The 18,113-nt window shown below is 70.5% G+C and carries 21 protein-coding genes and 1 pseudogene; 8 read left to right on the forward strand and 14 right to left on the reverse strand.

The features are described 5' to 3' along the window. Window positions 1-549: anti-sigma factor family protein (locus R6V09_RS23155; RefSeq protein WP_317883352.1), on the reverse strand; the 549-nt coding region annotated here is incomplete at its 3' end. Next, the gene (sigE, locus tag R6V09_RS23160; protein WP_019072074.1) at window positions 546-1,247 is read right to left on the reverse strand and encodes an RNA polymerase sigma factor SigE; all 702 of its coding nucleotides are present in this window, start codon (window positions 1,245-1,247) and stop codon (window positions 546-548) included. The genes sigE and R6V09_RS23155, both read right to left, overlap by 4 nt. A 123-nt stretch (window positions 1,248-1,370) precedes the next feature. On the opposite strand from sigE, the gene R6V09_RS23165 reads away from it, so the two are divergent. Both R6V09_RS23165 and R6V09_RS23170 read left to right on the forward strand, forming a co-directional pair. Continuing rightward, on the forward strand, window positions 1,371-1,505 hold the full coding sequence (locus R6V09_RS23165) for a hypothetical protein (RefSeq protein ID WP_317883353.1): 135 nt from the start codon (window positions 1,371-1,373) through the stop codon (window positions 1,503-1,505). Window positions 1,506-1,517: 12 nt separating this feature from the next. After that, window positions 1,518-2,216 (forward strand): O-methyltransferase, encoded by a 699-nt coding sequence (locus tag R6V09_RS23170; protein WP_317883366.1) that lies wholly within the window; start codon window positions 1,518-1,520, stop codon window positions 2,214-2,216. A 106-nt stretch (window positions 2,217-2,322) separates the two neighbouring features. Here R6V09_RS23170 and R6V09_RS23175 read toward each other — a convergent pair whose 3' ends face one another. Continuing rightward, window positions 2,323-2,490, reverse strand: a complete 168-nt coding sequence (locus R6V09_RS23175; protein ID WP_003966491.1) for a DUF3117 domain-containing protein — start codon at window positions 2,488-2,490, stop codon at window positions 2,323-2,325. A 375-nt stretch (window positions 2,491-2,865) separates the two neighbouring features. On the opposite strand from R6V09_RS23175, the gene R6V09_RS23180 reads away from it, so the two are divergent. Beyond that, window positions 2,866-3,669, forward strand: a complete 804-nt coding sequence (locus R6V09_RS23180) for an enoyl-CoA hydratase/isomerase family protein (protein WP_317883354.1) — start codon at window positions 2,866-2,868, stop codon at window positions 3,667-3,669. Between the two features lie 6 nt (window positions 3,670-3,675). Here the strand turns inward: R6V09_RS23180 and R6V09_RS23185 are convergent, their stop codons facing one another. Together R6V09_RS23185 and R6V09_RS23190 are read right to left on the reverse strand one after the other, a co-directional pair. Next, window positions 3,676-4,248 (reverse strand): DNA-3-methyladenine glycosylase I, encoded by a 573-nt coding sequence (locus R6V09_RS23185; protein WP_317883355.1) that lies wholly within the window; start codon window positions 4,246-4,248, stop codon window positions 3,676-3,678. Then, window positions 4,245-4,592, reverse strand: a complete 348-nt coding sequence (locus R6V09_RS23190; protein WP_317883367.1) for a DivIVA domain-containing protein — start codon at window positions 4,590-4,592, stop codon at window positions 4,245-4,247. Before R6V09_RS23190 ends, R6V09_RS23185 begins: the two co-directional genes overlap by 4 nt. A gap of 135 nt (window positions 4,593-4,727) precedes the next feature. Between R6V09_RS23190 and folP the strand changes: the two genes are divergently transcribed. Next, window positions 4,728-5,588, forward strand: coding sequence for a dihydropteroate synthase (gene folP / locus R6V09_RS23195; protein WP_317883356.1), 861 nt, complete (start codon window positions 4,728-4,730; stop codon window positions 5,586-5,588). Window positions 5,589-5,697: 109 nt separating this feature from the next. Here folP and R6V09_RS23200 read toward each other — a convergent pair whose 3' ends face one another. Both R6V09_RS23200 and dapE read right to left on the reverse strand, forming a co-directional pair. Next, entirely contained in the window at window positions 5,698-6,456 is a 759-nt protein-coding gene (locus R6V09_RS23200) for a TIGR00730 family Rossman fold protein (RefSeq protein WP_019058183.1), read from the reverse strand. 77 nt (window positions 6,457-6,533) lie between these two features. Further along, entirely contained in the window at window positions 6,534-7,613 is a 1,080-nt protein-coding gene (gene dapE / locus R6V09_RS23205) for a succinyl-diaminopimelate desuccinylase (RefSeq protein WP_317883357.1), read from the reverse strand. 85 nt (window positions 7,614-7,698) lie between these two features. Between dapE and R6V09_RS23210 the strand changes: the two genes are divergently transcribed. Both R6V09_RS23210 and R6V09_RS23215 read left to right on the forward strand, forming a co-directional pair. Next, window positions 7,699-8,694, forward strand: coding sequence for a heavy metal transporter (locus R6V09_RS23210; protein WP_317883358.1), 996 nt, complete (start codon window positions 7,699-7,701; stop codon window positions 8,692-8,694). Between the two features lie 272 nt (window positions 8,695-8,966). After that, entirely contained in the window at window positions 8,967-9,419 is a 453-nt protein-coding gene (locus tag R6V09_RS23215; protein ID WP_262055831.1) for an ATP-binding protein, read from the forward strand. A 146-nt stretch (window positions 9,420-9,565) separates the two neighbouring features. Here the strand turns inward: R6V09_RS23215 and R6V09_RS23220 are convergent, their stop codons facing one another. Together R6V09_RS23220 and fdxA are read right to left on the reverse strand one after the other, a co-directional pair. Further along, the gene (locus R6V09_RS23220) at window positions 9,566-10,660 is read right to left on the reverse strand and encodes a bifunctional succinyldiaminopimelate transaminase/glutamate-prephenate aminotransferase (protein ID WP_317883359.1); all 1,095 of its coding nucleotides are present in this window, start codon (window positions 10,658-10,660) and stop codon (window positions 9,566-9,568) included. A 146-nt stretch (window positions 10,661-10,806) separates the two neighbouring features. Further along, window positions 10,807-11,127 carry a ferredoxin gene (gene fdxA, locus R6V09_RS23225; RefSeq protein WP_019058397.1) on the reverse strand — a complete coding sequence of 107 codons (321 nt, stop codon included), beginning with the start codon at window positions 11,125-11,127 and terminating at the stop codon, window positions 10,807-10,809. Window positions 11,128-11,267: 140 nt separating this feature from the next. Between fdxA and R6V09_RS23230 the strand changes: the two genes are divergently transcribed. Together R6V09_RS23230 and R6V09_RS23235 are read left to right on the forward strand one after the other, a co-directional pair. Next, complete coding sequence (locus R6V09_RS23230; RefSeq protein ID WP_317883360.1) at window positions 11,268-12,293, forward strand: GNAT family N-acetyltransferase; 1,026 nt, start codon at window positions 11,268-11,270, stop codon at window positions 12,291-12,293. 17 nt (window positions 12,294-12,310) lie between these two features. Then, on the forward strand, window positions 12,311-13,162 hold the full coding sequence (locus R6V09_RS23235) for a transglutaminase-like domain-containing protein (RefSeq protein ID WP_317883361.1): 852 nt from the start codon (window positions 12,311-12,313) through the stop codon (window positions 13,160-13,162). 74 nt (window positions 13,163-13,236) lie between these two features. On the opposite strand, the gene R6V09_RS23240 is transcribed toward R6V09_RS23235, so the two are convergent. From R6V09_RS23240 to R6V09_RS23260, 5 genes and pseudogenes are all read right to left on the reverse strand, one after another. Then, a complete protein-coding gene (locus R6V09_RS23240; RefSeq protein WP_317883362.1) occupies window positions 13,237-13,851 on the reverse strand; it encodes a response regulator transcription factor in 615 nt (204 codons plus the stop codon). Next, complete coding sequence (locus tag R6V09_RS23245) at window positions 13,848-15,053, reverse strand: sensor histidine kinase (RefSeq protein ID WP_317883368.1); 1,206 nt, start codon at window positions 15,051-15,053, stop codon at window positions 13,848-13,850. Before R6V09_RS23245 ends, R6V09_RS23240 begins: the two co-directional genes overlap by 4 nt. Before the next feature lie 5 nt (window positions 15,054-15,058). Further along, window positions 15,059-15,790 carry an ABC transporter permease gene (locus R6V09_RS23250; RefSeq protein ID WP_317883363.1) on the reverse strand — a complete coding sequence of 244 codons (732 nt, stop codon included), beginning with the start codon at window positions 15,788-15,790 and terminating at the stop codon, window positions 15,059-15,061. After that, window positions 15,787-16,713, reverse strand: a complete 927-nt coding sequence (locus tag R6V09_RS23255; RefSeq protein WP_317883364.1) for an ABC transporter ATP-binding protein — start codon at window positions 16,711-16,713, stop codon at window positions 15,787-15,789. The genes R6V09_RS23250 and R6V09_RS23255 overlap by 4 nt, the downstream gene beginning before the upstream one ends. 176 nt (window positions 16,714-16,889) lie before the next feature. Further along, window positions 16,890-18,113 (reverse strand): annotated as a pseudogene (locus tag R6V09_RS23260) (hypothetical protein); the annotation flags it as partial.

The raw sequence follows: 18,113 nt of genomic DNA on the forward strand, positions 1-18,113 counted from the left end.
TGTGTCGCCCGGCGTGACCGTGGCCACCCCGCCCAGCGCGATCGCGGCCAGTGACACCGCGCCGGCGGCGACGAACGCGAACCGCATTCCGCGCGAGGCCGAGCGGTCGGTGTCGTGCCGGCTGACGTCATGGATGCGGAAGCCTTCGCGGGCCGGTGCGGACGAAGGGGTCAGGGCTGTCGCGGCGTGCGGGCCCGCGGGGACGTAGCCGAACTCGAACGCGTCGAGCGGGCCGTCTCTTTTCACGCCGAAGAAGCCGGCCCCGGCGAAGAATCCCCCGCCGGGTGGCTCCTCGCCGTCCGTGTCGCCGTCTCCCCCGGGGAGTCCCTGGAGGCGGGCCAGGAAGCTCTCGGAGGGGGGCGGGGGGGCCATTTCCGCGAACACGTTCTTCAGTCGGCGCTGCGCGTCGGCCTCGGCCTTGCACTTCGTACAGGTGGCCAGGTGCGCCAGTACGCGATCGCGCGACTCATGACCGAGCTCCCCGTCCACCAGGGCGGAAAGTCGGTCTCCCAGATGCTGCTCCGAAGGCGTAGGACGAGATCCACTCACGCGGTCGCGCCCCCTCCCCCCAGCGCGGGCACACGCGCCACGAAGGAACGGCGCTCGGCCCGTGCTTCCGGCGAGCGGTGCGCGAGGGCCTTGCGGAGCTGGGAGCGGCCACGGTGGATCCGGGAACGGACCGTGCCGAGCTTGACGCCCAGGGTCGCGGCGATCTCCTCGTAGGAGAGGCCCTCGATGTCGCACAGGACGACCGCCGCCCGGAACTCCGGGGCGAGGGTGTCCAGGGCCTGCTGGACGTCGGCGTCGAAGTGCGCGTCGTTGAAGACCTGCTGGGGTGACGGCTCGCGGCTGGGCAGGCGCTCGGCCGCGTCCTCCCCCAGCGCGTCGAAACGGATGCGCTGCTTGCGGCGGACCATGTCCAGGAAGAGGTTGGTGGTGATGCGGTGCAGCCAGCCCTCGAAGGTGCCGGGCGTGTAGGTCGACAGGGAACGGAAGACCCGGACGAAGACCTCCTGTGTGAGGTCCTCGGCGTCGTGCTGGTTCCCCGTCAGGCGGTACGCGAGCCGGTACACACGGCCGCTGTGGGTGCTGACGATCTCCTCCCAGGTGGGCGGAGTCCACGCCTGCCCGTCCGCGTCGGTGGAGAAGGTCGCGGTCTGGGCATGGTCAGCGGCGTGGCTGTGGTCAGCAGCGGTGTCGTTCACGGATTTCGGCCTGCCCGCCGATCCGAGAAAGCGCCGGAGCACTCCTCCCCGATCCACAGGTACAGCCGCACCTCCCCTGTCGGCTCTGGTGGTGTCCAGTGGAGTCCCTACCATAGCCACCTCGCCCGTTAGCTCCGGATAAGGGGTTTTACGAGAATTTGATACATGCTCATACCGACCTTCCGGCGGTACGAGCCGATGCTCGGGCCCCTGCTCCTGCCGCTGCTCGACGTCCTGATCCACGCTCATCCCCCGCTCTCCCCTCCGGCCGCGTCCCCCAGTGCATTCCTCCCCCTCTAAACGCCCGGTCCCATCAGCAGGTTCCCGGCACCAACGGATACAGTCACGCCCAGGCAACCACGGGGACAGGAGAGGGTCATTACCGGCAACCGGCAGACGAGCTGGGCGTTCGCCGACGCCTATGTCGCCGAGGACGAAGCACTGCGCTGGGCCCGGGACCGGGCCCGCGACGCAGGGCTGCGCTCGGTGTCGCCCGGCACGGGCGCCGCGCTGCGGATGCTGGCCGCCACCGTGGACGCGAAGGCGGTGGCGGAGATCGGAACCGGGACCGGCGTGTCCGGGATGCATCTTCTCCACGGCATGCGGCCGGACGGGGTACTGACCACCGTCGACCAGGAGCCGGACCACCAGCAGTTCGCCCGCCAGGCCTTCCGCGCCTGCGGCTTCGCCAGCAACCGGGCCCGCTTCATCCCGGGCCGCGCCCTGGACGTGCTGCCCCGGCTCGCGGACGCCGGCTACGACCTCGTGTTCTGCGACGGCGACCGGCAGGAGTTCCTGGACTATCTCGCTGAATCGTTGCGCCTGCTGCGTCCGGGTGGCCTGGTGGTCTTCGAGGGCGTCTTCGCCAACGGCCGGACCGTCGACTCGGGCCCCCAGCCCACCGAGGTACTGCGGCTGCGCGACCTGCTGCGGGCCGTGCGCGAGATCCCGGAGCTGGTGCCGTCGCTGCTCCCGGTGGGCGACGGACTGCTGTGCGCGGTCAAGCGCTAGAAGGGCCGCAGGCCCTGGACGTGCCGTAGGACTCCGGGAAAGCAGCGACCCCGGCACCATCTCGGATGCCGGGGCAGCTGAAGGGGTATGGTCGCGTTCCGCCGCGTCAGCCGACGACCTTCTTGAGGGCGTCGCCAAGCGCGTCGGCCTCGTCAGGGGTCAGCTCGACGACGAGTCGACCGCCGCCTTCGAGCGGAACGCGCATGACGATGCCCCGCCCCTCCTTGGTCACCTCGAGCGGGCCATCGCCCGTCCGCGGCTTCATGGCCGCCATGCTCGTTCCCCTTCCTGAAACCAGCTCATCGTCGCCGACGGCCCCATGGAGGGCACGCGCGGCCCCTAATGAGACACGCGTCACCGGCATCGAACACATTGCTTCCAAGCCATTATCCCGCATCTCAGGACCCGATGACCAACATCAGTCGGCATCGCTTGGGCAACGCGCGCGAGCAAAACCACTCAATTCGCCGATGTGACTGCGATACTTCGCCGCCGCGCGGACCCTCACCGACCGAATCCGACCCGGAATTCTTTGACGCAGGTCACACGTCCGGTCCGGTGCGTGGACGGCGATCTCCGCCATGCTGTCCTACGGACGTACGGCGTACCGACCGGTACGCCGGAGCCGCGACACCCGAGGGGATACGCCATGGCCGACACCGTGCTCTACGAGGTGAGCGACGGACTCGCGACGATCACGCTGAACCGCCCCGAGGCGATGAACGCGCTGAACATCGCGACCAAAGTCGCCCTCCGGGACGCGGTACAGGCCGCGGCGGACGACGACGCCGTACGGGCCGTGCTGCTGACCGCGGCCGGGGAGCGGGCCTTCTGCGTGGGCCAGGACCTCAAGGAGCACATCACCCTGCTGGCCTCCGACCGGGAGGCCGGGACCGGGGCCACCATGACCACGGTGAAGGAGCACTACAACCCCATCGTGCGGGCGCTGGCCGGGATGGCGAAGCCCGTGGTCGCCGGGGTCAACGGGGTCGCGGCGGGGGCCGGTTTCGGGCTCGCGCTGGCCGCGGACTACCGCGTCGTGGCGGACACCGCCGGCTTCAACACGTCCTTCGCGGGCGTGGCGCTGACCGCGGACTCCGGCATCTCCTGGACGCTGCCCAGGGTCGTCGGCCCCGGGCGCGCCTCCGACCTGCTGCTGTTCCCGCGCACGATCACGGCGCAGGACGCGTACGACCTGGGGATCGCCAACCGTCTCGTGCCCGTGGGCGAGCTGCACGCCGAGGCCGAGAAGGTGGCGCGGGCCCTGGCCGACGGGCCGACGGTGGCGTACGCGGCGCTCAAGGAGGCGGTGGCCTACGGCCTGACGCACACCCTTGAGGAGACCCTGGAGAAAGAAGACGAACTCCAGTCCCGGGCGGGCGCGTCGGAGGACCACGCGATCGCCGTGCAGGCCTTCGTCAACAAAGAGAAGCCGAAGTACCTGGGCCGCTGAGCCGGTTCAGGGACGGCGGGCCACACAGTCCGCCAGGTGGTCGTCCACCAGACCGCACGCCTGCATCAGGGCGTACGCCGTCGTCGGCCCGACGAATCTCAGGCCCCGCTTCTTCAGGGCCTTCGACAGGGCCGTCGACTCGTCCGTGACCGCCGGGACGTCCCCGAGTGTCTTCGGGGCCGGGCCCGGCGTCGGGGCGTGGGACCAGATGAACTCGTCCAGCTCGCCCGGCGCCCAGTCGGCCAGCACGCGCGCGTTGGCGATCGTCGCGTCGACCTTGGCGCGGTTGCGGATGATGCCCGCGTCGGCGAGGAGGCGTTCGCGGTCGGCGTCCGTGAAGGTCGCCACCTCGGCGATCCTGAAGCCCGCGAAGGCGGCCCGGAATCCCTCGCGGCGGCGCAGGATCGTGATCCAGGAGAGGCCCGACTGGAAGGCCTCCAGGGAGAGCCGTTCGTAGAGGGCGTCGTCGCCGTGGACCGGGCGGCCCCACTCCTCGTCGTGGTACGTGACGTAGTCCTCGGTGGACAGCGCCCAGGGGCAGCGCAGGGCACCGTCGGGACCCGCCACGGCGTCGGTCACTGGTGGTCGCCTTCCGCGGGCTTCTCGATCGAGACGCGGTGGTTCTGCGCGCCCGCCAACGCGGACTCCAGGTCGGCGATCCGGGCGTCGCGCTCGGCGAGTTCGGCGCCGATGCGGCTCAGCGCGTCGTCCACCTCGGCCATGCGGTAGCCCCGCGCGGCGAGCGGGAAGCGGATGGTCTCCACGTCGGTCTGGTCGACCGGCCGGTCCAGGGGCAGCGCGTCGTCGAGGCGCTCGGGGGCGACGTCGGGCAGCGGGGCGTTCTCTCCGCCGCCGATCACCGAGAGGGTCACGGCGCCGACCACGACGGCGAGCGCGACGACCAGGAACAGGAACATGAACATCTCTGAGGTCTCCACGGGCGTCGATGTCGGACGTGCCGAAGCCGAATGTGTCAGGGTCCGATCGTGCCATGCGACGCTGACAGTTAGGGTCACAGGCGGCTGAAGACCGGTAGGTACTAGGAGAGGTCACAGGGGATGCTCAGGCTGGGCAGGCGTGAATTCGACGCGCACGAGCCGGTGATCATGGCGATCGTGAACCGGACCCCGGACTCCTTCTACGACCAGGGGGCGACGTTCCGTGACGAGCCCGCCCTCGCGCGCGTGGAGCACGCGGTGGCGGAGGGCGCCGCCATCATCGACATCGGCGGGGTCAAGGCCGGCCCCGGCGAGGAGGTCACCGCCGAGGAGGAGGCGCGGCGCACGGTGGGTTTCGTGGCCGAGGTGCGGCGCCGCTTCCCGGACGTGATCATCAGCGTCGACACCTGGCGGCACGAGGTCGGCGAGGCCGTCTGCGAGGCCGGCGCGGATCTCCTGAACGACGCGTGGGGCGGCGCGGATCCCCGGCTCGCGGAGGTGGCCGCGCGGTACGGCGTGGGCCTGGTGTGCACGCACGCGGGCGGCGCCGAGCCCCGGACCCGGCCGCACCGGGTGACGTACGACGACGTCATGGCCGACATCCTGCGCGTGACCCTGGGCCTGGCCGAGCGGGCCGTGGAGCTGGGCGTGCCCAGGGAGTCGGTGCTGATCGACCCCGGGCACGACTTCGGGAAGAGCACCCGGCACAGCCTGGAGGCGACCCGGCGGCTCGGCGAGATGGTCGGGACGGGCTGGCCCGTGCTGGTGTCCCTGTCCAACAAGGACTTCGTGGGCGAGACCCTCGACAAGCCGGTCAAGGAGCGGGTGGTCGGCACGCTCGCGACCACCGCCGTGTCGGCGTGGCTGGGTGCCCAGGTCTACCGGGTGCACGAGGTCGCGGAGACGCGGCAGGTGCTGGACATGGTGGCGTCGATCGCGGGGCATCGGCCTCCGGCGGTGGGGAGGCGGGGGCTGGCGTAAGTTTTTTCGCCCCCGCCGCCCCTACCCGTCCCATCACTGGGGGCTGCCGCCCCCAGACCCCCGCTTCGGCCTGGACGGCCTCGTCCTCAAACGCCGGACGGGCTATGCACTACCGTCCCGCTTCTTTTGACACCAGCGCGACCGCCTCGTCCACGTCGTCCGTGACGTGGAACAGGAGGAGGTCCTTCTCGGACGCCTTGCCCTGGGCGATCAGCGTGTTCTTCAGCCAGTCGACCAGGCCGCCCCAGTACTCGCTGCCGAACAGCACGATCGGGAAGCGGGTGACCTTCTGGGTCTGCACGAGGGTCAGGGCCTCGAAGAGCTCGTCGAGGGTGCCGAGGCCGCCGGGCAGGACCACGAAGCCCTGGGCGTACTTGACGAACATCATCTTGCGGACGAAGAAGTAGCGGAAGTTCAGCCCGATGTCGACGTAGGCGTTGAGCCCCTGCTCGAAGGGCAGCTCGATGCCCAGGCCGACGGAGATGCCCTTGGCCTCCAGGGCGCCCTTGTTGGCCGCCTCCATGGCTCCGGGGCCGCCGCCGGTGATCACGGCCCACCCGGCCTCCACGAGGGCGTGTCCGAGCCGTACGCCCGCCTCGTACTCCGGTGAGTCGGGCTTGGTGCGGGCCGAGCCGAACACGCTGATCGCGGGCGGCAGTTCGGCCAGCGTGCCGAAGCCCTCGATGAACTCCGACTGGATGCGCAGAACGCGCCACGGGTCGGTGTGGACCCAGTCCGAGGGGCCGCCCGCGTCCAGGAGACGCTGGTCGGTCGTGCTCGCGGTCACCTGATCGCGCCGCCGGAGGACCGGTCCCAGGCGCTGCTCCTCCGGTGGCTGCTGCTTGCCCTCGGGGTTGCCTGTAGCCATGTGCGCTCCCTCCACTTGCAGGTGTTTCGTACTCCAGCGTAGGTCTACGCGGGTTACGGAGGGGGGACATACGGATGTCAGGCGGTGAGCCAGTCCCGCAGCCGCCGCTCCGCCTCGGGGACGAGGGCCGCCTCGACCCTCTCGTCCACCTTGTGGGCGAGGAGTTGGGCACCCGGGCCGTAGTTCACCGCGGGCACTCCGAGGGCGCTGAAGCGGGCCACGTCGGTCCAGCCGAACTTGGGGCGGGCCTCGCCACCGACGGCCGCCATGAAGGCCGCGGCGGCCGGGTGGGTGAGCCCGGGGCGGGCTCCTCCTGTGTGGTCGTCGACGACGAACTCGTCGACCCCGCAGTCGGCGAAGTACTCGCGCACGAAGGCCTCCGCCTCCGCCTCGCTGCGGTCGGGCGCGTAGCGGAAGTTGACGACCAGGGTGCACGCGTCGGGGATCACATTGGTGGCCACTCCCCCTTCCACACGCACCGCGTTGAGGCCCTCGTGGAACTGGAGGCCGTCCACGACGGGCTTGCGGGGCTCGTACGCGGCGAGCTTGGCCAGTGCCCTGGAGGCGGCGTGGATCGCGTTGGAGCCCATCCACGCGCGCGCGGAGTGCGCTCGTTCACCCTTGAACTTCAGGAACACCCTGAGCGTGCCCTGACAGCCGCCCTCGACCTGACCGTCCGTCGGCTCCAGGAGAACCGCGAAGTCGCCCTCCAGCCACTCGGGATGGGCCTCGGAGACGTGCTTGAGGCCGTTGAGAGGAGCGGCGACCTCCTCGTTGTCGTAGAAGACGAAAGTCAGGTCGCGGTTGGGGGCCGGGACCGTGGCCGCGAGGCGGAGTTGGACCGCGACGCCGGACTTCATGTCGCAGGTGCCGCAGCCCCACAGGACGCCGTTCTCGTCGAGGCGCGAGGGGACGTTCCCGGCGATCGGGACGGTGTCGATGTGGCCGGCCAGAATGACGCGTTCCGTACGGCCCAGGTTCGTGCGCGCGACGATGTTGTTGCCGTACCGGTCGACCGTCAGGTGGGGCAGGGCGCGCAGCGCGGTCTCGACGGCGTCCGCGAGGGGCTTCTCGCTGCCGCTCTCCGAGGGGAAGTCGACGAGTTGCGCGGTGAGCCGTGCGGCGTCCAGCGTGAGGTCAAGTGGGGTATCGGCCATGCCGTCGACCCTAACGCGAACGGCGTCTCCACCGTTTGTCCACACCCGGCTCAGCGGTAACAGGAGCCTCCGCTACCTTGTGGGGATGCCTGAGCAGTCCCCCACCCCAAAGAAGCGTCGACGCGGTCGCCTCTTCAGGTTCTCGGCCGCCTTCGTGGTGCTGCTCGCGGTCGCGGGCTATCTGGTCGTTCAGTACGTCACCGGCGGCCGGGGCGGACCCGGTTGCAAGGTGGTCTCCGGGAAGGACGACGGCCAGGAGTTCGAGTTCTCGCAGGAGCAGACGATGAACGCGGCGACGATCGCCGCCGTCGGCACCGGGCGCGGTATGCCCGAGCGGGCCGTGACGATCGCGCTCGCGACCGCGATCCAGGAGTCGCAGCTCGTCAACATCACCCACGGGGACCGGGATTCGCTCGGCCTGTTCCAGCAGCGGCCCTCACAGGGCTGGGGCACCGAGAAGCAGATCATGGACCCGACGTACGCGGCGAACGTCTTCTACGAGCACCTGGCCAAGGTGTCCGACTACAAGAAGCTCCCGCTCACCGTCGCCGCGCAGCGCGTGCAGCGCAGCGGTTACCCGGAGGCGTACGCCAAGCACGAGCCCGACGCCACGCTGCTGTCCGCCGCCCTCACCGGGCAGTCGGCCGCCACGCTGACCTGCCAGGGCCTCCCGGACACCACACAGACCGCCACCGGCCCGGACGCCGTACGGGCCGCGCTGGTACGGGACTTCGGGCGCGAGGTGCTGAAGGAGACCGGCGCGGAGGTGACCGGCGGCTCGACGTCCAAGGGCACGTCCGCGTCGAAGAAGAAGACGAAGACGGCATCCACGCCGTCTCCGAGCGCGAGTGCGACGGGCGGGAGCAGCACGGTGACCCTGCCGGTGCGGTCCGGCAGCACGAGGACCGGCTGGCAGCTCGCGCACTGGGCGGTGGCCAACTCCTCGGCGCTGCACATCGATCGCGTGTCGTACGCCGGCCGCGAGTGGGCCGCCGGCAGCGCGGACGACCCGTGGCACTCGACCGGCACGAAGGCCGCGGGCGGGGTCCGCATCGTGACCGAGCAGCCCACCGGGCAGTAGTACGGGTCCTCACCCGTAGGGGTTATGCGTGGTCCATCCGGGGCCGGGGGTGCTCAGGTTTTCGCGTGGTCACCCTCCGGTGCGCTGGAGTCCTTGAAAACAAAGGGCTGCAAGCATTCGGCGGACTTTCGGGCCGGGCGCTCTTTGTCCGTTTTTATCCGTAGCTGATAATGCGACGCATTGCCAACTCTTTACGTTGGCGCTCCGCAACCTTCGCGCGCTTCGAGCGGTAGTCACTGCGTCCGAGCCCGGAGATCAACACAAGGAGCATCATGTCCCTCCCCCTGACCCGCCGGATCGCCCGTGCCGCGCTGCTCGTCGCAGCGGGAGCGGCAGCCGGGGTCGGTGCGGCCGGCTCCGCCAGTGCGGCCCCCTCCCTGCCGGCCACCCCGAACCTGGGCGCGCTGACCGCCCTGGACGGGGCGAGCGTCGGCAACACGGTCGACGGCGCGAGCCAGAACGTCACGGGGGTCGCCGGCAAGTCCGGTGGCCAGACGCTGGAGAAGGCGGTGCCGGCCGCAGGCAAGACCGGCGGGAAGGTTGCCAAGACGGTGGCTCCGGCTGCGCAGCATGTTGCCGGGGACACGGCTGGGCAGGCCGGAGGCCTGCTCGGTGAGACGGCGAAGACCGCCACTGCGGGTGGTGGCCTGCCGACCGACGCTGTGACCAAGGGTGGGCTGCCCACGGCTCAGGAGTTGCCGCTCAAGGGTCTGCCGCTTGGCTGAGCGCGCCGCGAGTTGAAGGGGTCCAGGGAGTTCCCTGGACCCCTTTTTCGCGTTGTTTTTCGGCTTACGGCCGGTGGGGGCTGGTCGCGCCCACGCGGCGGAGCCGCAGAATGTCACAGCCCCGCGCCCCTAAGGACAAAAGACCTTCAGCTGAGCCTGTTTACAGCTGCCCGGACTCGTTCGTCCGTTGCCGTGAGCGCCACGCGTACGAAGTTCTCGCCCGCCTCGCCGTAGAAGTCGCCCGGCGCCACCAAGATGCCCAGGTCGGCCAGGTGGGCCACCGTGTCCCAGCAGGACTCGTCTCGTGTTGCCCACAAGTAGAGGCTGGCCTCGCTGTGTTCGATGCGGAAGCCGTGACCGGTCAGCGCTTCGCGCAGGAGGGTGCGGCGGGCCTTGTAGCGGTCGCGTTGTTCCTGGACGTGGGTGTCGTCGCTCAGGGCCGCAACGACTGCCGCCTGGGTCGGGGCCGAGGTCATCATGCCGCCGTGCTTGCGGATCTCCAGGAGCGGGGCCAGGACCGCCGGGTCGCCGGCCAGGAAGGCGGCGCGGTAGCCGGCGAGGTTCGAGCGCTTGGAGAGGGAGTGGACGGCGACGATGCCGTCGTAGGAGCCGCCGTTGACGTCCGGGTGCAGGACCGAGACCGGGTCGGCCTCCCAGCCCAGTTCGAGGTAGCACTCGTCGGAGAAGACGAGGACGTCGTGCTCACGGGCCCAGGCGACGGCCCTCGTCAGCTCGTCCTTGCTCAGCACCCTGCCGGTCGGGTTGGAGGGCGAGTTGAGCCAGAGGAGCTTCAGCCCGTCGGGGTTCAGTGTGGTCGGGTCGTCGTAGACCTCGTAGTCGGCGCGGGCCAGGCGGGCGCCCACCTCGTACGTCGGGTACGCCAGGCGGGGGTAGGCGACCCGGTCGCCGGGGCCCAGGCCCAGCTGGGTGGGGAGCCAGGCGACGAGCTCCTTGGAGCCGACGATGGGGAGGACGTGGCGGTGGGTGACGCCACGGGCGCCGAGGCGGCGTTCGACCCACCCTGTGATCGCGTCGCGCAGGGCCGGGGTGCCCCAGACCGTGGGGTAGCCGGGCGAGTCGGCCGCGTCGATCAGGGCCTTCTGGATCAGATCGGGGACCGGGTCCACCGGGGTGCCGACCGACAGGTCGACGATGCCGCCCGGGTGTGCCGTCGCCGTCTTCTTGTACGGCTCCAGCTTGTCCCAGGGGAAGGTGGGCAGACGGTCGGAGACTGCGGACACGGTTACTCGCTCACTTTCTTCGGTACGACCGGTGCGGCCGGTACGCCCGGTGCGCCCGGTACGGCAAACGCCTCGGCCCCGTAGGGCGCTGATCGGGCGTGATCAGGCCGTACGGGACCGAGGCGGCGCGTCTGTGCGGGCCGCTCTTACTGGTTCTGCGGCGGCAGCGCGGCGACGAAGGGGTGGTCGCGCTCGATCAGGCCCAGCTTGCTGGCACCGCCCGGGGAGCCGAGCTCGTCGAAGAACTCGACGTTCGCCTTGTAGTAGTCCTTCCACTCCTCGGGAGTGTCGTCCTCGTAGAAGATCGCCTCGACCGGGCACACCGGCTCACAGGCTCCACAGTCGACGCATTCGTCCGGGTGGATGTACAAGGACCGGGAGCCCTCGTAGATGCAGTCGACCGGGCACTCCTCGATGCACGCCTTGTCCTTGACGTCGACACAAGGCTGCGCGATGACGTAGGTCACGCTGTCGTTCCTCCTCGATAGGGCGCTGGCGGGCCTCCGTAGGCTCCGCCGCCAGGCGCGCTGGAGCGCGGCGTCGTCCATGCCCGCACCTAGTATCTCCGTTCCGGGGCGTGATCCATACAGGAGGGGTGAACTGACCTGTGGAAATCTCTGCGGCTGGACGTCTTGAGGTCCGCATCACCGCTGCTGACGTGGGTAAACGAGTTTCCGTCCGGCGCTTGAGCGACGCTGAAGACACGGCGGAGAAGTTCACCGACACGGTGGGTGTTCTCACATCATGGGACAGCGGTGTGGTGACGATCACACGGAAGGGTGGCGAGTCCGTCCGTATTTCGGAATCCTCGCTGGTGGCGGGCAAGGTCGTACCGGCCGCTCCGGCTCGTCGGCGGGGGCCTTCCGCCACCTACCGGGAGTTGGCCCAGGTCTCCGCACGCGGCTGGCCGCCCGCGGAGAGCGAGCGGCTCGGTGAGTGGGAACTGCGCGCCGCCGCCGGATTCACCCGCCGCGCCAACTCCGTGCTCCCGCTCGGCGATCCCGGCCTGCCTCTCGACGAGGCCCTCACCGCCGTACGACGGTGGTACGGCGACCGCGGCCTGCCCGCCTACGTCCAGACCGCGACCGGCGCCGAGGGCACGCAGGAGCTGCTCTGTGCCGGGTTGGAGCGGCGCGGCTGGACCCGTGAGGTGACGGCCGAACTGTGGGTCGGGGCCCTGGCCCCGGTCGCCGACCGGGCCGACCCGGCCGGGGTCGTCCTGTCCAGGGCGGCCGACGACGCGTGGCTGGCCCGCTATCAGCGCAAGGGGGTGAGCGAGGTGGCCCTGAAGGTGCTGGGCGGCGGACCTTCGGTGTGGTTCGCGACGGTGCCCGGCGAGGGTGCCGAGCCCGCCGCGATCGGGCGGTGTGTCGTCGACGGGCGGTGGGCCGGTTTCGGCGCCGTCGAGGTCGATCCGGCGCTACGGCGGCGGGGGCTGGCCTCGCTCGTGATGGCCGCGTTGGCCTCGCGGGCGCTGGAGGAGGGGGCGTCGGCCGCGTGGTTGCAGGTCGAGACGGACAACGCCGGGGCGCGGGCGCTGTACGCCGGAATGGGGTTCGCGGCGCACCACGCCTATCACCACTATCGCGAGCCGGCCTCGACCGCTGACACCGGTCGCGGCGGTTCGTCGTGAGGGGGTACGAGTTCGCCATGCCCGTTCCCTGTCCCCCGTCGCCCGAGCGGTCGGCGGACGTACGTGCCTGGTTCGCCGAGGAGGCGCGGTCCGAGCGGCCCGATCTGGCCACGCTGTGCCTGCTGGTGGGGGCGACCGCGGACGGGGCGCTGGACGACGCGGGCATCGACGCGGCGCAGGTCGAACTGGACCGGCTGGCGGGGCAGTTGCCGTACCGCCCCGGCGCGCCTTCCGCCTGGGCGAACGCGCTGCACCAACTCCTCGGCGTCCGCTTCGAGTTCCGCGGTACGCCCGGCGACTACCAGCGGCTGGGGTCCTCGCTGCTGCACGAGGTGCTGCGGCGGCGGCGCGGGCTGCCCATCCTGTTGTCCGTCGTGTGGATGGAGGTCGCGCGGCGGGCGGGGGCTCCGGTGTACGGGGTCGCGTTGCCGGGGCACTTCGTGGTGGGGTTCGGGCCGGCGGAGGAACAGGTGCTGGCCGATCCGTTCGACGGGGGGCGGGTGTTGTCGGGCGGCGATGCGGAGTTGCTGGTCGCGGGGGCTACGGGGGCGGCGCTGCAGCCCTCGATGCTTGTGCCTGCGGCGCCGCTGGAGGTTGTTTCGCGCGTCCTGAACAACATCCGGGCGTGGGCCGCGGCTCGGCCGGAGCGGTCGGATGTCGCCCTGTGGGCCGTGGAGTTGGCGTTGCTGTTGCCTTCGCATTCGGCTCGGTTGCGGTATGAGCGGGCTCAACTGTTGGTTCAGCGGGGGGATTACCTCACTGGGGCGGCTGAGCTGGAGGCGTATGCGGAGGTGGTGGCTGTGGTGGATGAGGCTGCTGCTGGTCGGGTGCGGGGGCAGGCGCATTCGGCTCGGGCGATGTTGAACTAGTAATGCGTCTGCGGGTCCGTCGTGGCTGGTCGCGCAGTTCCCCGCGCCCCTAGGGTGATCGGCCTAACCTGTGATTACAACCAGCCCTTCTCCCTAGCAATCCGTACCGCCTCAGCCCTGTTCCGTACTGCCAGCTTCTGGATCGCCGTTGACAAGTAGTTGCGGACCGTCCCCTGCGACAAATGAAGAGCCTTGGCCAACTCGGCGTTCGTCGAACCGTCCGCCGCTGCCCGCAGGACCTCGCGCTCGCGGTCGGTCAACGGGTTGGCACCCTCCGCCAGGGCCGCTGCCGCCAAGGTCGGGTCGATGACCCGTTCGCCCTCCAGCACCTTCCGTACCGCTGCCGCCAGTTGGGCCGCCGGGGCGTCCTTGACGAGGAACGCGTCGGCGCCCGCCTCCATCGCGCTGCGCAGATAGCCGGGGCGGCCGAAGGTCGTGAGGACTACCAGCTTGACCGCGGGCAGCGCCTTGTGGACCTGGGCCGCCGCCTCGATGCCCGTGCAGCCCGGCATCTCGATGTCGAGGAGGGCCACGTCCACGGCGTGTTCCCGGGCCGCCGCCAACACCTCGTCGCCGCGCGCCACTTGGGCGACGACCTCGATGTCGTCCTCCAGGCCGAGCAGTGCGGCCAGTGCCTCGCGGACCATCGACTGGTCCTCGGCGAGGAGGACCTTGATCGTACGGCTCATGCGGGGGATCCTACGTCCGCCGGGACGGCCGGAGTGCCGGCGGGCACCCGTGCGACCAGCCGGAAGCCGTGTTTGACGCGGGCCGCCTCCAGGGAGCCGCCGACCTTCTCCAGGCGCTCGGTGAGGCCGTTCAGACCGTTGCCGGGGCCCTTGCCCGAGCCGCCCGAGCCGTTGTCCTCGACGGAGAGTTCGAGTACCGGGCCGTCGAGGGTCTGGCGCCGGACCAGTTCCACGACACACCGCTGGGCGCCGCTGTGCCGTACGACGTTGGTGATCGCCTCGCGCAGGGCCCAGGCGAGGGCGGACTCGCTGTGTTCGGGGACGTCGGTGAGGTCCGGTTCGGCGGGGAGGTCGGCCGTGACGCCTGCGGCCGTCAACGCGACCTGGGCGCCCGCGAGTTCGCCGGGGAGGCGGGGGCGACGGTAGCCGGTGACCGCCTCGCGGACGTCCACCAGGGCCTGGCGGCTGACCTGTTCGATGTCGGCGACCTGCTGGGCCGCCTTGTCGGGGTGGTCGGGGAGCATACGGCCGGCCAACTCGCTCTTCAGTGTGATCAGGGAGAGGGAGTGGCCCAGTAGGTCGTGCAGGTCTCGGGCCAGGCGCAACCGCTCCTCGTTGGCGGCCAGTTGGGCGACCGTGGCCCGCGCCTTGCGCAACTCGACCGTCGTGCGCACGAGTTGTCGTACGCCCGTCATGGAGTAGCCCACCAGCAGCACGATCAGGAACAGGCCCCAGGCCTCGTCCAGGTCGTCGACGAACCAGCCCGCCAGCATCATCGCCGCGGTGGTCAGTGGGATCGTCCAGTACGCGGCGCGGAGTGGGAGGGTCACCCCGCAGGAGACGGAGACGTAGACGAAGAGGCCGAGCCAGGAGTTGCCGAGGGAGAGGGCCAGGGCTACTGCCAGTACCCACAGGACGGCTACCAGGGCGGCGACCGTCCAGCCGGAGTAGGGGCGGCCCATGGTGCGGAAGACGACTGCCAGGTAGGTACCGGTGAAGGCCGCCAGGCCCACCCAGCCGGCCGCCGTGGCCGAGGTGGTGTGGTGGCCGGCCATCAGGTCCTGCACGGGCGCGCCGAGGAAGACCAGCCAGGGCAGGACCCACACCAGCTTGCGCAGCATCTCGCTCCGGTTGCGGGGCGGCTGTCCGATCCGGATCAGCCGCTCCACCCTGGCCTTTTCCGGCAGCGGGTCCTCGGTCATCGCGCTCACGCCTTCAGCGTGTCCTTCCGGTACAGCCAGGCCGCCCCGCCCGCGAAGAGGGCGAAGTAGACGACGAGGAGGGTGATGTCCTTGGCGTGGGGCGACTGGCTCTGCTCGATGGCCTGCCCCAGGGCAGCGTACGCGTGCGTGGGCAGCCACTTCGCGATGTCCTGCAGCCAGGTCGGGAAGGTCGAGGACGGGAACCAGAGGCCGCCGAGGATGGACAGGCCGAAGTAGACGATCATCGTGATCGGGCGGACCGCGTCCCCGCTCGCCATGTACCCGATGGCCACCCCGAGCGCCGCGAAGACGAGGCTGCCGGCCCAGATCGCGCCGGTCAGCGCGAGCCACTGCCAGGCGTCCAGCCGTACGTCCTTCAGCACGGCGGCGACGATGAACACGACCACGATGGACGGCAGGCTGACGACCGCGGCGCTCGCGGTCTTGGCGAGGACATAGCCGCGCCCGGGCAGCGGGGTCAGCCGCAACTGCCGTACCCAGCCGTTCTCGCGCTCCTTCGCGATGCGCTCGCTGTTGCCCATCAGGACGGCGGTCAGGGCGCCGAAGGAGGCCATGGAGACCATCACGTACTTCGCGATGCTCAGGCCGGTGCCCTCGACGGTGCCCGTCTGGTTGGAGACGAGCAGGAAGATCACCGAGGGGTAGATCACCGAGAAGAACAGGAACTTGCGGTTGCGCAGGGCGCGGGTGAGTTCCAGCTTGATGAGACTGTTCATGACTGCTTGGCCTCCTCGGCGGTGGTGATGGCGACGAAGGCCTGCTCCAGGCCGAGTCCGGCGACTTCGAGGTTGCGGGGGTAGACGCCGAGGCCGTAGAGCGCGTGGACGGTCGCGTCGGCGTCGGTGGACTGGATGCGGATCGTCTGGCCCGAGATGTCCACGGTGGTCAGGAAGGGGAGCGCGCGGATCGGTGCCTCGTCGATCTCGCCGTCCAGGTCGAAGGCGACCCTGCGGGCGCCCGCCTTCGCCTTGATCTCGGCGGAGGTGCCGTCGGCGAGCAGCCGGCCGCGGTGCAGGACCAGTACGCGGTCCGCGATGGCGTCGGCCTCTTCGAGGTAGTGGGTGGCGAACAGGACCGTACGGCCCTGGTCGGCCTGTTCGCGCATGGTGGCCCAGAAGGCCTGCCGGGCGGAGACGTCCATGCCGGTGGTCGGCTCGTCGAGGACGATCAGATCGCTGTCGCCGGCGGTCGCGAGGGCGAAGCGGACGCGCTGCGCCTGGCCGCCGGAGAGCTTGTTGACCTTGCGGTCGGCGATCTGGGCGATGCCCGCACGGGCGATCACATCGCCGACCTTGTACGGCTTCGGGTGCAAGTCGCAGGCCAGCTTGACCAGTTCACCGACCGTGACCTCGTCCATCAGCCCGCCGCTCTGCAGCATCGCGCCCACCCGCCCGGCGACGATCGCCTCGCGGGGGCTGGTGCCGAAGACGCTGACCGTGCCGCTGTCGGCACGCTTGAGGCCGAGCAGCAGATCGAGGGTGGTGGACTTGCCGGCCCCGTTCGGCCCCAGCAGGGCCACCGTCTCCCCCGGATGCAGCGCGAGCGACAGTCCGTCGACGGCCCGGACGCTGCCGTAGCTCTTGCTCACCTGGTCGAACCCGACCACCGGGGTGGCGGTGGTCGCCGCTGTTGTCGTCATGCCACCCATCGTGACCGCCGGGGGCCGGTTCCCGGCAGTGTCGGCGGTCCGGTGTGCCGCATGACAGATGTCATGTCCTACGACTCCTACGACTCCTACGGCCAGGGCGGACGTCGTACGACCGAGGGGGCACCCGGCGTGTGTGCCGGATGCCCCCTCGGTCCAACAGGCGTGCGCTAGCTGGGGGTCGTGTCGATGATCCCCACCCGGTCGGTCTTGCTGACCAGTGCCCCGCGGAGGGCGATGTAGACCTCCTGGGGCGTGACGGCCGTCTTCTGGCCGGTGGCGCGGGTGATCTTGACGCCGTCGAAGAGGCTGCCGTAGAGCTCCTTGAGGGCGGTCAGGTCGGGGCTGTCGGTGAGCTTGCCGTTCACTGCCTTGACCTTGAGGAACTTCCACAGGGAGTTCTTCGGGCTCAGCAGCAGCGTGACGCCGGTGTCCGTCTTGACCGTGGCGAGGCCGGACATGGCGGGCTCCGCGAAGGCCTTCATCTCGCGGTCGACCTCGGCGTTCGTGACCGTCGGCTGCTTGGTGGTGGTCGGGACCGTCACCGTGGTGGCCGTGTCGGTCTCCACCTCGGTGCGGTACGCCTCCTCCACGGCCGTGACGGAGCCGGCCGCGTCGATGGCCTTGCCCGCCTTGCCGTAGACGGCGACCGCCTTGCCCGACTTGAACTCGATCGTGCCCTCGGTCACCGCACCGGCGCCGGAGCCGCCGCCGAGGGTGGCCAGGGCGGCCTGGAGCTTCTCCTCGTCGGTCGGCATGTCGGGCTCGACGACCCGGTGCTGGCCGAAGAGCGAGCCGATCACGGAGACCGGGTTGTAGTCGCTGGTGGCGGCCTTGCTGACGGTGGAGGCGAAGTCGAACTGCAGCCCGGCCTGGTCCGGCTTGAGGGAGACGGTCTTGCCGCCCACCGACAGCTTCAGCGGCTTGTTCACCCGGTCGCCGAACGCGTCGTCGAGCTTCTTGACGGCGTCGTCACGGGTGCCGCCGCCGATGTCGACGCCGAGCACGGTGGTGCCCTTGGGCACGTCGGTGTGGTTCATCAGCAGGCCGGCGCAGTAGGCGCCGCCCCCGATGACGATCACGCCGACGCAGAGCAGGACCAGCTTGCTGCGGCCCTTCTTCTTTTTCTTCGCCGCGCTCTTGCCCGCGTTCTTGGCGGCGGGCGCGCTCTGTGCCGAGCCGGGATCGGGCAGCTTCGGGGGCGTGTGCGGCAGCGGTCCGTCGGGGTGGGTGCCGGTGCCGAACGGCGAGTTCCCGGCGCCCGGGACGACCGGCATACCGCTGGTGACGGTGTGTCCGGAGGCCTGGTCGGAGGGGGCGCCGTAGCCGGGCATGCCGGGCTGGGCCAGTTTCTGCGGGGTGAGGATCGCGGTGTCGTCGCTGAGACCGCCGCC

Source organism: Streptomyces sp. W16, from assembly GCF_033194735.1.
Classification (GTDB): Bacteria; Actinomycetota; Actinomycetes; order Streptomycetales; family Streptomycetaceae; genus Streptomyces.

Bases quoted from the DNA above. Each gene is read 5' to 3' on its own strand.
- R6V09_RS23210 (WP_317883358.1), top strand. From the start codon at position 7,699: ATGCCTGAGCAGTCCCCCACCCCAAAGAAGCGTCGACGCGGTCGCCTC.
- R6V09_RS23215 (WP_262055831.1), top strand. From the start codon at position 8,967: ATGTCCCTCCCCCTGACCCGCCGGATCGCCCGTGCCGCGCTGCTCGTC.
- R6V09_RS23180 (WP_317883354.1), top strand. From the start codon at position 2,866: ATGGCCGACACCGTGCTCTACGAGGTGAGCGACGGACTCGCGACGATC.
- R6V09_RS23190 (WP_317883367.1), bottom strand. From the start codon at position 4,592: ATGTTCATGTTCCTGTTCCTGGTCGTCGCGCTCGCCGTCGTGGTCGGC.
- R6V09_RS23255 (WP_317883364.1), bottom strand. From the start codon at position 16,713: ATGACGACAACAGCGGCGACCACCGCCACCCCGGTGGTCGGGTTCGAC.
- R6V09_RS23175 (WP_003966491.1), bottom strand. From the start codon at position 2,490: ATGGCGGCCATGAAGCCGCGGACGGGCGATGGCCCGCTCGAGGTGACC.
- R6V09_RS23200 (WP_019058183.1), bottom strand. From the start codon at position 6,456: ATGGCTACAGGCAACCCCGAGGGCAAGCAGCAGCCACCGGAGGAGCAG.
- R6V09_RS23240 (WP_317883362.1), bottom strand. From the start codon at position 13,851: ATGAGCCGTACGATCAAGGTCCTCCTCGCCGAGGACCAGTCGATGGTC.
- R6V09_RS23165 (WP_317883353.1), top strand. From the start codon at position 1,371: ATGCTCATACCGACCTTCCGGCGGTACGAGCCGATGCTCGGGCCCCTG.
- folP (WP_317883356.1), top strand. From the start codon at position 4,728: ATGCTCAGGCTGGGCAGGCGTGAATTCGACGCGCACGAGCCGGTGATC.
- R6V09_RS23250 (WP_317883363.1), bottom strand. From the start codon at position 15,790: ATGAACAGTCTCATCAAGCTGGAACTCACCCGCGCCCTGCGCAACCGC.
- R6V09_RS23245 (WP_317883368.1), bottom strand. From the start codon at position 15,053: ATGACCGAGGACCCGCTGCCGGAAAAGGCCAGGGTGGAGCGGCTGATC.
- R6V09_RS23235 (WP_317883361.1), top strand. From the start codon at position 12,311: ATGCCCGTTCCCTGTCCCCCGTCGCCCGAGCGGTCGGCGGACGTACGT.
- dapE (WP_317883357.1), bottom strand. From the start codon at position 7,613: ATGGCCGATACCCCACTTGACCTCACGCTGGACGCCGCACGGCTCACC.